Genomic DNA, 11,711 nt, shown 5'->3' with positions numbered 1-11,711 from the left:
AAACTACTTCTTAATAGTATAAGTAGGAAAAGGGATATTGATATTATTTTCTTTTAAAGCATTAAAAATAGCAAGATTTACTTTGTATTGAGTCTCAAAAAAGTGCTTAGTATGAGCCCAATATCTCAATTCTATATTTATAGAAAAATCACCAAACTCTTTTATTCCAACTTGAGCTTTAGCCTCTTTTGAAATAATTTCTGCATCAAAATCATTTAAAATATTTTCAATTATAGAAATTGCATCTTCAGGTTTGGAATTATAATCAATACCAACAACAGATTCAACTATTCTATACTCAAAAGAGTTGACTAATATTTCACCAATAATGTGTTTATTTGGAATAGTAATTTCTTCACCGTCTTCAGTTGAAAGAATTGTATGTGCTAGTCTTATCTCTTCAACTACTCCAAAAACACCATCTACACTAATAGTATTTCCTACAATAAAAGGACGACCTATGATAATAGAAAGACCTGCACCATAATTTGACAAAGTTCCTTGTAAAGCTAAACCAGCACCTAAAGATGCAGCACCAATACCAGCAATAAAAGGAGTAAGAGTAATCCCTAGTTTTCCAACAGCAACTATTCCAACACCAATGATAATAGAAAACTTGATGATATTTACAACAAACTTAGTTAAAGTAACATCTAGTTCATTTTTATCACAAATCTTCTTAACAAAAGCAGAAACTTTATTTGCAACATACCAGCCTAAAAGGAAGATGATAATTGCGCCAATTAGTTGAAAACTATAATTAACAAAAAATTCTATAATTACATCGTAAAACTTCTGCAGACTTTCAAGCTCTTTGTCCATGCCTATTACCTTTTCTATAATTTTACAACCTTAGCACCAAATCCACCTTGACTTGGATGGGCATCAGTAAATGATTTTACATTTGGATGTTTGATTAAAAAATCTTTTACTATTTTAGATAATTTTCCTGTACCAATACCATGATAAACTAAAACTTCATCAAACCCAGAGATCAAACAATCTGAGATAAATTTATCAAGCTTTTCAACTGCTTCATCCCCTCTTAAACCATGTAAATCAATATTTACATGTCCACCTTGAGGTTTCTCAACATTTATTGTAGTCTTTTTTTTAATTTTAGGTTTAACTTCATTTCCTGACGGTCTTAATTCATCTACATTAACATGCAATCTCATTCCTGCATCTGTTAAAATTAAAGCTTTTTTACCTCTTATAGATATTATTTCACCTTTTGAGCTTTTATATTTAACCCGATCTTTTTCTTTGAAGTTATAATCTTCTTCTACTTTTTCTACTGTTATATCTTTTACTTTTTTATGTGCAATATTTAGGTGTTGATGAGACTCTTGGTATATTTTAGCTTTTATAGCTTTTTTAGCTTCATCTCTTGCATCTTTATACTCTTTGTGAAGTTTTGATTTTTCAATATTTATATGATCATCAAGTTCTTGTTTTGCTTCTTTAAGATTTTTATTTAATTTTTGATGGGTATCAATTTCCATATCAAGTTTAGCTATTTTTTGTTGGTATTCCATCTCTAAAGCACTACTTCGTTCTATTAATTCATTTAATCTATCTTGGTCATCACCATAAACTTCTTTTGCTTTTTTAACTACATTAATAGGAATTCCATATCTTTGTGCAGTTTCAAAAGCATATGAACGCCCTATTGTCCCTTGTAAGAAGTCATAGGTCGGTCTTTGGTTTGCTTCATCATAAATAGCTGCTATTAATTCAACTTTTTCATTAGCCGCCATAAGAGCAGCCAATCTTTTATGGTGAGTTGTGATGATGATTTTTATGTTTTTATCTATTAGTTCTTCAATGATTACTTTAAACAAACTAGCTGCTTCATCTGAATCTGTACCAAGTTCTATTTCGTCAACTCCAACAATAACATCTCTTTGAGTAAATAGTTTAGAAAACTCAACCATTCTTCCTGCAAAAGTTGAGATATCATTTTTAACACTTTGAGGATCATCTAAAACTGCCAAGGCATTTTTAAAATATCCTATAGAAGAGTCTTGACTTGCTCTATAAGGTATCAAATATTTAGATAGTAAAACAGCTGAAAGAATTGATTTAAGCATCATAGTTTTTCCACCTGCATTTACCCCAGTAATCATAATAACTGATTTTGAAAAATCAATAGATATAGGTTTTCCTCCATGAAGAGCAGGATGAACAAACTCTTTTAAAATATTTTTTCCATTTTTTGAAGGAATGATAAAGTTCTTATCATCAATTTTTGCAAAAAATAATCTTGCCAAATAGTGATCAATTCTATCAAACTCTTTATTTATAAATTTTAAAAATAATAAATTCTTTTCAAAAGTTGAGGATATGCTTTTACAAACTTTTAACAAAACTTCTTCTTGCTTATTTTTAAGATCTGATTCTTTTTGTTTAAGTTCAGAAATAGAGTGTGGGAGGATATAGAAGAATCCAGAACTAGATCTATGTACGACAGTTGCTTTAATAATATTATTAAAACCACCACGCACAAGTAAAGTCTCTTCAGAGTTTACATAATGCACTTGTGAATCAACTAAATATGGTCTTAGTTTGCTATTATTTATAGATTTATGAAGTGCTTGTTTTATAGACTCTTTATTTCTATAAAGGGCATCTTTTATCATGTCTAAGTCTTTATCAATTCCCTCTTTTAAGTTTCCTTTAGAATCAAAGAAATCAACTATCTTTTCAACATCACTTGGTATTAATACTTTATCAATCCATTCACCAAGTTTACCCTCAAAAGTAAATCTTTTTAGATAAAGAAAGTATTTTATTATCTTTATAAACTCATATACATCTTCAACTCTTAAAGTACCTTGTTTTTGAATATGAACAATTTTTTCATCAAGATTTGCAACTTTTTCTGGCTCTTTTAAATCATATTTACTCAACTCATTTATGAGTCTATAATGTAAATTAATATCACCTTCTAAAACAATTGGTTTTTCTCTTGCCAATAGTTTTGAGAATTTTAATAAATACTCTTCTAAATCTAGTTTTTTAAATATCTCTTGCATATATTATTTAACTTCTATCCCATATCTTTCTAAAACTTTTACCCATGAAAGTGCTTTCCCATGGATATCGTATAGTGTTGGAGTCCCTCTTACACCTAGTTTTTCACCCAATTTCATTTGAGCATCAATAACATTTGTTAAAGCTTCATCTTGTACTTTTGTATATTTTTTGCTTAAAAACTCTTTCGTAGTAGGAGTTACATTTAATAAGGCATTTACTCTATCTTCATTTGATTTAAATGATAAAACATATTTAGATAAAGGTATTGCATTTTTGTGAAAACTTAAAGGAAAAAAGAAAATTTTAAACTGAACATCATTTTTAATTTGGTCAAAATACGACTCAAACTTTTTACAATATGGACATTCTGGATCTGTAAATAAATAATAAACATCATTTCCCGTACCATAAGTTAAAACTTCTTTGTCTTTTAAAATCGATACATCATTAGGAATTGAAACTTGTTCACCAGATGTAACATTATAAATTTTACCTGCAATTAAATATTTTTTATCAGCAGTTAAAACTAATTCTTGAATATTTTCTTGAATATTTACTCTTAAAAGGTAAAAATTATCTTCTTTATAAGCTTTTAAAACTTTCATTCCAGAACCAAAAAAGATTGGAAGCTTACCTATTTCATTAACCTCACTTTTACTTAATTCTGTTGTTGCAAATACATTCAATGAAATTAACATAGTAAATAAAAACATTAATTTAAAAATCTTTTTCATTTTATTCTCCTAAATTTTATATATATTAACATATCATTGTTAATTAATTGTAAAACTATATACTATATTGCCAATAAACCATTGCAATAATTGTTATGAAAACTATACCTAAAATATTGAAAATTAATCCATATTTTGCCATATCACTTACTTTTACAACTCCACTACTCATAGCTATAGCATTTGGTGGGGTTGCAATTGGTAACATAAATGCATAAGAAGCACAAATAGTTGCTACAAATAATATTAAGGATAAATCAACTCCTCCTACATCACCAAGTGAATAAAGAATAGGAAGAACAACAGATATTAAAGCAGTATTTGAGGTAATTTCTGTAGTAAAAGTAACTAATGCAGCCACTAAAAGTATGAGTAAAACTACAGGTAATCCTGTTAAAGATAATAAATGATGAGCGATAACATCAGCTAAACCTGTTTTTGAAAAGGCCATTGCAATAGAAAAACCTGCCCCAAATAAAAACATAATTTCATAAGGAACTTTTACTGTATCATCCCAAGTTAAAAAACCAATTCTTGGTAAAAACATTAATAATCCATAACCAAGAAGTATTCCTTTTTCATTTAAACCTAATCCCATATAATAAGGTTCTATTTTTGAATTCACAAATAATAAAATTATTAAAGACCCAAGAATATATACCAATCTCTTTTGATCACTAGTTAAAGGTTTAACTTTATGTAAACTAGCATCAATAACTGAGTTTTTTAATCCCAAAGATAAAACATATGGTATAACTATTAACATTGCCATTGCTAAAGGGGCTGTTAATACTATCCATTTAACAAAGGGGATTGCTTCAAGGTGATGTTGTTCCATAAAACCTAAAAGAATAAGATTTGGTGGAGTTCCTATTGGAGTAACAATTCCTCCAATACTTGCCCCATAAGCAATAGCTAATACAAATCTAAGTCTAACTTTTGCATCATCACTTAAATATATAGCAATGGGAATCAATAAAAGTGCTGTTGTTGTATTTGAAATAAGTGAACTCAAACATGCAGAAGTAATAGCAAGTGAAAAAATAATTCCTCTTGGAGTATTTGGAAATAAAGTCAAGAGTTTATTAGAAATGTATTTATGCAATTCTGTCTTTTGTGTAGCAATTGCAATCATAAAACCACCTAAAAACAGAAAGATTATCGATTTTGAATAATTGGAAACCGTTTCATTAGTACTTAATATGTCAAAGGTAGGAAAAAGTAAAATAGGAAGCAAAGATACAACCCCTAAAGCCAATCCTTCATTTGACCATAATACTACAAGTAAAAATATTATTGAGATTAAAGTTGCATGTTGAGTTGAAAAGTAAAAAGTTAAAAGATAAAATAAAATTACAGATAACCCAATTGTTATAATTATTTTTTTCAATTTTTTTCCTATTAATAAATTATTTTTGTTTTGGTCTAAAAGGTTTTATAACCTCTTCATTGCATTCTAAAAAAGGTCCTTCCATCAAATCAATACAATATGGAATTGCTGGAAATACTGCATCTAAACACTCTCTTATAGATTTTGGTTTTCCAGGAAGATTTACAATTAATGAACTACCTCTAAGTCCTGCTGTTTGTCTTGATAAAATTGCTGTTGGTACAAATTTTAAAGATTCTGCACGCATAAGTTCCCCAAAACCTGGCATCATTCTATCACATACATTTTCTGTAGCTTCTGGAGTCACATCCCTTTTAGCAGGCCCTGTTCCACCAGTTGTTACAACTAGACAACAGTTTTCATTGTCAATTAAATCTTTTAGCGTATTTTCTATTGTTTCTTGGCTATCTTCTATGCATTTATACACTGGTTCCCATTTACTAGATAAATACTCATTTAATGTATCAATAATAGCCTGTCCAGATAAATCTTCATATACACCTTTGCTTGCTCTATCACTTGCAGTTACAATACCTATTTTTGCTGCCATTATAATCCTTTTAAAATATGTCCATGATTTTTCATAAAATAAACAGTTGAAAAATCTTTAAAAAACTCATAGGCTTTTTTTGAGTCTATGATTTTATCTTCTTTACCTAAATAAACTTCTATTTTAGTACCTTTTTCTAAAAGTTTATTTATTTTCTTTATATCCCACTTATAACTAAGAAGAGATTCTAACTCTTCTAAAGAACCTTCCTTGAAATACTTAGATACATCAATACTTGAAGGATAAGATATATTTTTTAAAAAATTTTCACAATAACTCTTTGAGTCTTTTTTAAAAAACATTAATTGCATTCTTACAAATTTTTCATCTTGTGTTTGAAAAAATGCAGGTGAAAAAAGTTGAATCAAATCAACTCTTTTATCACTATTTAAAGCCTCTTCAAATACTTTTATAGCACCATAAGAAAAGCCAGAAAATGTAAAATCATTTTCTATTAAATACTCATAAAAGAGTTCTTTTTCATTCTCTAAACAAAAACCACTGAAGTAATTAGATTTCATTTTTTTCTATTACTTCATTTTCTACCATGATTTTTGACAACCTAGTTATTTGCTCATAGTTTTCATCAAAAATAGTTTTTAATTCAACTTTAGTTTGATCAATTAACTCTTTATAATCTTTAGCCATTGCAAATTTATCAACCATTTCTTTGGCTAATTTATCTGCTTTCTCTAAATCTTCTTCAAAAATAGCATACTGTTCATCTTTTAATACTTCAATTCCAATACTTCCAGCTAGATATTTTTTAAGTTCATTTTTAAGTTCATTTTTTGAAGGGAATACACTATTTATTTTTGTGCTATTTTCATCAAATAATGAAACCTTTTGTTTGGTTATATATGCTTTTGAAGCTTGATAAATAGATAATATCTCTTTTTCAGTATCTGATAAAATAAAATTCTCTTTTTTCCCAAATTCTAATTTATTTTTTGCTATTTCTATGTGTTTTTGTTCAAGTACTTTGTCATTTGATTTTATCATATATAACATGGCTTCATTTATAAGTGTTGAAATAGAAGCAGAAGAAAATCCAGAAAGATTAGTAGTAAGAGTCTCTATATCAATATTGTGCTTGATTGATTTTAAATATAACTTTAAAATTTCTCTTCTATCATTTATATTTGGAAGTGTTATTTTAACCCTCCTATCAAATCTACCAGCTCTTAAAAGTGCATCATCAAGCACTTCTATTTTATTGGTTGCTGCTATTACTATTACACCATTATCACCTTCAAATCCATCCATTTGAGTTAGAAGTTCATTTAGTGTTGATTCTCTCTCATCATTTGATTTTCCACCTCTTTGTTTTCCAATTGCATCAATTTCATCAATAAATATAATCGAAGGAGCATTTACTTTTGCTTTTGCAAATAATTCTCGAACTCTTTTTGCACCCATTCCTACATATATTTGAACAAAACTTGCACCACTTTGATAAAAGAATGGAACATTTGCTTCACCTGCAACTGCTTTTGCAATAAGTGTTTTACCAACACCTGGAGGACCATAAAGTAAAACACCTTTTGGTAATTTGACTCCATATTTAAAATATTTTTTAGGATTATGTAAAAACTCAACTATCTCTTCAAGTTCTTCTTTTACTTGTGCTATACCTGCTACATCTTTAAAAGTAGTATTTGGTTTTACAACTTCAATATGAGAATTTTCTTCATTTGGAACTTCTTCATTCACAGCTTTTCTTTTTTCAAGTTCTTGTGCAAAGATTGAGTTTTTTACTTTATTTTTATTGATAAATTCTTGAATTTTATCTTTTTTTAATCTTGCAACTACTGCAAAAATTAAAAGAATTACAATAAAAACTAATCCGAAGCTATAAGTACTAGTTTGTATATAAGAAGAACTTTTATATATAGTATAAAAAAATAGTACAACTAATGCTATACCTGATAAAAGCATCAACTTTAAATTTTTATCTCTATTGTTTTTCATATCATTAGAATTTTGCAACATTGATTTTATCCTTTGCTTCATAATTCTCAATATAAACCCAATCACCAACTAAATCAGCATCACTTTGGATTTCTATTTGGTTAAAATGTTGATCTAACCCTATATATTTTCCATTTTTTTCTTGTTCAATTAGAACTTCTAAAGTAGTTTTATTATTTTTTCTAAAATCATAATTTTTTTGATCAATAATTGAAACAAGTTCATTATATCTAGCTTTTGCAATATCACCTTTTACTTGCTCACTCATAGTAGCACTTGGAGTGCCATCTCTTTTTGAGTAAGTAAAAGCATGAACATGAGTAAGTGGGAATCTATGCAAGTTTTCAATTGCTTCTTTCCATAACTCATCTGTTTCACCTGGATGACCTACTATAAAATCTGTTCCAAGGGCATAACCTTTATCTTTTAATAATTCAAAAAGTTCAAGGTCTTTTAATACTTTGTTTCTTCTATTCATAATCTCAAGCATCTTTTTAGAAGTATGTTGAAGTGCTATGTGTAGATGTCTTGCCATAAAAGGTTCATCAATTATCTCTTTAAACTCATCATCTATTTGAATAGGTTCTATACTTCCCATTCTTATTCTTCTAACACCTTTGATTAATGATATTTTTTTAAGAAGTTTTGCTAAAGAAGTATGCTTTTTCTTCCCATAAGAACCAACATTTGTACCAGTTAAAATAAACTCTCCAAAACCATTACTAGCTAGTGTTGTAATTTGCTCTAAAATTTTATCTTCACTATAACTTCTAGCATCTCCTCTTACATAAGGAATAATACAATATGAACATCTAAAATCACATCCTTCTTGGATTTTGATAAAGGCTCTACTTTTACCTACAAACTCTTCAACAATAGTTTCATCTATATGTTCTAAATCACCAGCATTAAAAAATCGTTCTTCATTTTTAAGCAGTTCATTTATATTTTCTTTTTCACTATGCCCAAATAAAGAATCAACTTTTTCTTCCTTAAATAAGTTTTCACCTTTTGTCCAAACTCCACAACCTGTAAATACAACCCTTGGTTTGTTTGGAAGTTTATTTAGTGAGTTTATATAACCTCTTGCTGTACTATCAGCACTATTTGTAACAGTACATGAGTTTATTACAACTACATTTGCACTCTTTTCATCTTGTGTAATTTCAAAATCTTTTAGATTACTCATCATAACTTGAGTATCAAAAACATTTGTTCTGCAACCAAAAGTTTTAAAATATACTTTTGGTTTCGTATTTGTAAAATTCATATTCTATGGAGCCTCTGGTAAATCTGCAGGGGGAACTCTTTGCGCTTGATTCTCCCCTAAATTAATTTGTTGTGTAGGATAAGCTATTGTAATATCATCCTCTGCCATAAATGCCTGCAAAATTTCTGGAGACATTGTGCTTCTTAAAACTAATGCTGCGTAAGAGTTTGTAAGATACCAAGAAGAAATAACAATCCCATAAGGCTCAACAAAAGTATAAACTCTGGGTTCTACTCCTGTAGCTCTTAGGTTGTATTTACTTCTCATTTTAGATAACTGTTTTCTTGTAATATCTGTATAGCCTTTTGAATAATGTTTTAATATCTCTTTTGCTATATGTTGTGCTTTTTTATAATTTGAATCAAAAGTAATAGTAATATCAATACCATCCCAAACAGTTCGTAGTCCTGAATGGGTATAGTTAGCAATCATTTCTGAAAATACATAATTGTTTGGTATAAAAAATATTCTTCCTGTTCTTCTATTTACACTGTACGAAGTTAAAGTGATATCTTCTCTAATAGTAATTTTAAATAAAGAGATATCAAGTACATCACCAACTGCTTCAACACCACCTCTTGTAACTTTTATTCTATCTCCCACTTGAATAGAACCAGAAGTTACAATTACCATCCATCCAAAAATAGACATAAACCAATCTTTTAAAGCAATAGCAATACCAGCAGATGCAAACCCTAAGATAGTAATTACATAAGAGACATTATCAATATATGAAAAAAGTACAATTAACACAATCAAAAGAACTAAAACAAAATTTATAACTTTATTTGCCATATAAAAATTTTCATTTTGAGAAAAATACTTTTTAAGGGCAAGTTTTACTAAAAAAGAGAAGATAAAAACAACAGCAATTATTGAAAATATAATAAATGATTTTGAGATTTGTTCTGCTATTTGATTATCAGTTTCTAAAACAACTTGTTCTATTTTTCTAGTATATACTTCACTTGTAGTAGATAAAATTTCTAATACTAAATTAAAATCTTTTTTCTCATTGTCTAAAAAGTTGATTTTCTTTTCATACTCATCTTTTGGGTCTAAATTATATAAATCAAGATATAAAAGCATCTTTTCATCTAATAGAGTAATTAATCTTGAAACATCATCTATGATTTTATTAAACTCTTTTTTATGATCTTTCATCTTCTTTTTATAAGAAAGAGCATTTATAATACCAAAAGGATTTGTTATAGCTTCATACTTTTCTATTTCAGGAGGATCAATCAACTTTCCAATAGGTGAATCTTTGTATTCAGAGATAAGTTCTAACTCATTTTTTTTGATTCTAATTTTATTTTCTACTTTATATAATAAATCTCTATTTTTTTTATTTACATCAGTTAATTCTTCTTTTAAAGAATGCAACTCTTTAGAAATACTTCTATATGCAATATAATTAGAGTATCTTTTTAATAAAATATCATCTTCTAATAAATCATTTATTTTTTTAATTCCCAAAAGATAGCTATCAATTTTAGCTTTAACTTCAGGAGTTGGTTCTAACACAACTAGTTTAGACTCTTCATTTGTTTTTATATTTTCATTTATAACAGTAGATTCTTTTGCATTTTCGATTTTTGCAGCACTTAAGTTTAGTGTAAATACAATAGTAAAAATCAGAAAAAATATTCTTCTCAATTAAAATCCTTTTAAAACTTCAATAACATCAGTTTTAGATACTTCATCGGTAATTTTACAATCACCAATACCAACGGGCAAAATAAACTTTATTTTATCATCAAGACTTTTTTTGTCTAAGAAAAAATGCTCATAAAAATCTTCCACATCAGAAATTTTATAAGTTGTTGGAATATCATATTTTTCTAAAACATTTTTTATTCTTAGAGTATTTTCTTGACTCATAAGTCCAATTCTTTTAGCAACTTCATTTGCCATAATCATACCAATACCTACAGCTTCACCATGTAAATATTTTGAATATTTTGTTTCATTTTCTACTACATGTCCAAAGGTATGTCCATAATTTAAAGCAGCCCTTATTCCATTTTCTTTTTCATCTTGAGATACAACCAAAGCTTTTGTTTCAACAGATTTTTTGATGGCTACTTTTATATTTTCAACATTTGTTAAATCATTTTGTTCAATCCATTCAAAAAATTCTTTATTGAAAGTTACCGCCATTTTTACGATTTCTGCAATTCCAGCTGAGAATTCTCTTGGGGGTAAAGTAGTCAAAAAGTATGGATCAATATAGACAGCTTTTGGTTGGTGAAAAGCTCCAATTAAATTTTTTCCAAACTTATTATTTACACCAGTTTTACCTCCAACACTTGCATCAACTTGTGATAATAGCGTTGTGGGTACTTGTATAAAATCAATACCTCTTTGATAAATTGCTGCACAAAATCCAGTCATATCCCCAATTACACCCCCACCAAATGCAATTAGCAAGGATTTTCGATTTAGTCTATTTTCAAAACAATGATTTAAAATCATATCAATGGTTTCCATGTTTTTATACTCTTCACCATCGGGTATAGTTACTATGCTTAAGTTATCACATTTTATTTTATTTTTTAAATATTCTAAATGGTATCCACTAACAGTTGGGTTTGTTACAACTACAACTTTTCTATCAAAAGTTAACTCTTTTAATTCATCAATTGTTATGTTATATGAAATATTATTTGGTAGTTTTATATTTACAATCATTTATTAATTTCCAGCTTTATAAAGTGGATAGATTATATCTAAAAAGATTTAAGAAAAGATAAT

Annotated in this window: 10 protein-coding genes; all 10 read right to left on the bottom strand. The window is 27.9% G+C overall.

Translation table 11 applies throughout. The features are described from left to right. Positions 1-3: 3 nt before the first annotated feature. The 10 genes from ACNI3D_RS08280 to aroB are packed head-to-tail and all read right to left on the bottom strand — an operon-like array spanning position 4 to position 11,648. Positions 4-822 carry a mechanosensitive ion channel family protein gene (locus tag ACNI3D_RS08280; RefSeq protein WP_419768950.1) on the bottom strand — a complete coding sequence of 273 codons (819 nt, stop codon included), beginning with the start codon at positions 820-822 and terminating at the stop codon, positions 4-6. 14 nt (positions 823-836) lie between these two features. After that, a complete protein-coding gene (locus ACNI3D_RS08275) occupies positions 837-3,038 on the bottom strand; it encodes an endonuclease MutS2 (RefSeq protein WP_129099127.1) in 2,202 nt (733 codons plus the stop codon). 3 nt (positions 3,039-3,041) lie between these two features. Then, a complete protein-coding gene (locus tag ACNI3D_RS08270) occupies positions 3,042-3,773 on the bottom strand; it encodes a DsbC family protein (RefSeq protein ID WP_419768949.1) in 732 nt (243 codons plus the stop codon). Positions 3,774-3,828: 55 nt separating this feature from the next. Continuing rightward, the gene (locus tag ACNI3D_RS08265; RefSeq protein WP_129099125.1) at positions 3,829-5,163 is read right to left on the bottom strand and encodes an SLC13 family permease; all 1,335 of its coding nucleotides are present in this window, start codon (positions 5,161-5,163) and stop codon (positions 3,829-3,831) included. A 19-nt stretch (positions 5,164-5,182) separates the two neighbouring features. Then, on the bottom strand, positions 5,183-5,713 hold the full coding sequence (gene mog, locus ACNI3D_RS08260; RefSeq protein ID WP_258238573.1) for a molybdopterin adenylyltransferase: 531 nt from the start codon (positions 5,711-5,713) through the stop codon (positions 5,183-5,185). After that, positions 5,713-6,234, bottom strand: coding sequence for a pimelyl-ACP methyl ester esterase BioV (gene bioV / locus ACNI3D_RS08255; protein ID WP_419768948.1), 522 nt, complete (start codon positions 6,232-6,234; stop codon positions 5,713-5,715). Before bioV ends, mog begins: the two co-directional genes overlap by 1 nt. Further along, complete coding sequence (locus ACNI3D_RS08250) at positions 6,224-7,705, bottom strand: AAA family ATPase (RefSeq protein ID WP_129099122.1); 1,482 nt, start codon at positions 7,703-7,705, stop codon at positions 6,224-6,226. Before ACNI3D_RS08250 ends, bioV begins: the two co-directional genes overlap by 11 nt. Then, positions 7,689-8,954: a tRNA (N(6)-L-threonylcarbamoyladenosine(37)-C(2))-methylthiotransferase MtaB gene (mtaB, locus tag ACNI3D_RS08245; RefSeq protein ID WP_129099121.1), complete on the bottom strand. Its 1,266-nt coding sequence runs from the start codon at positions 8,952-8,954 to the stop codon at positions 7,689-7,691. Before mtaB ends, ACNI3D_RS08250 begins: the two co-directional genes overlap by 17 nt. A 3-nt stretch (positions 8,955-8,957) precedes the next feature. After that, positions 8,958-10,613 carry a mechanosensitive ion channel family protein gene (locus ACNI3D_RS08240; RefSeq protein WP_419768947.1) on the bottom strand — a complete coding sequence of 552 codons (1,656 nt, stop codon included), beginning with the start codon at positions 10,611-10,613 and terminating at the stop codon, positions 8,958-8,960. Beyond that, positions 10,614-11,648 carry a 3-dehydroquinate synthase gene (gene aroB, locus ACNI3D_RS08235; protein ID WP_419768946.1) on the bottom strand — a complete coding sequence of 345 codons (1,035 nt, stop codon included), beginning with the start codon at positions 11,646-11,648 and terminating at the stop codon, positions 10,614-10,616. Between the last annotated feature and the right edge of the window lie 63 nt (positions 11,649-11,711).

The organism is Arcobacter siniprincipis (SeqCode), assembly GCF_048571125.1.
In the GTDB taxonomy this organism is placed as follows: domain Bacteria; phylum Campylobacterota; class Campylobacteria; order Campylobacterales; family Arcobacteraceae; genus Arcobacter; species Arcobacter siniprincipis.
Note: the sequence above shows the minus strand (reverse complement) of the source record. Positions and strands in the feature narration are given on the sequence as shown.

Bases quoted from the DNA above. Each gene is read 5' to 3' on its own strand.
- ACNI3D_RS08280 (WP_419768950.1), bottom strand. From the start codon at position 822: ATGGACAAAGAGCTTGAAAGTCTGCAGAAGTTTTACGATGTAATTATA.
- ACNI3D_RS08275 (WP_129099127.1), bottom strand. From the start codon at position 3,038: ATGCAAGAGATATTTAAAAAACTAGATTTAGAAGAGTATTTATTAAAA.
- ACNI3D_RS08270 (WP_419768949.1), bottom strand. From the start codon at position 3,773: ATGAAAAAGATTTTTAAATTAATGTTTTTATTTACTATGTTAATTTCA.
- mog (WP_258238573.1), bottom strand. From the start codon at position 5,713: ATGGCAGCAAAAATAGGTATTGTAACTGCAAGTGATAGAGCAAGCAAA.
- bioV (WP_419768948.1), bottom strand. From the start codon at position 6,234: ATGAAATCTAATTACTTCAGTGGTTTTTGTTTAGAGAATGAAAAAGAA.
- ACNI3D_RS08250 (WP_129099122.1), bottom strand. From the start codon at position 7,705: ATGTTGCAAAATTCTAATGATATGAAAAACAATAGAGATAAAAATTTA.
- mtaB (WP_129099121.1), bottom strand. From the start codon at position 8,954: ATGAATTTTACAAATACGAAACCAAAAGTATATTTTAAAACTTTTGGT.
- aroB (WP_419768946.1), bottom strand. From the start codon at position 11,648: ATGATTGTAAATATAAAACTACCAAATAATATTTCATATAACATAACA.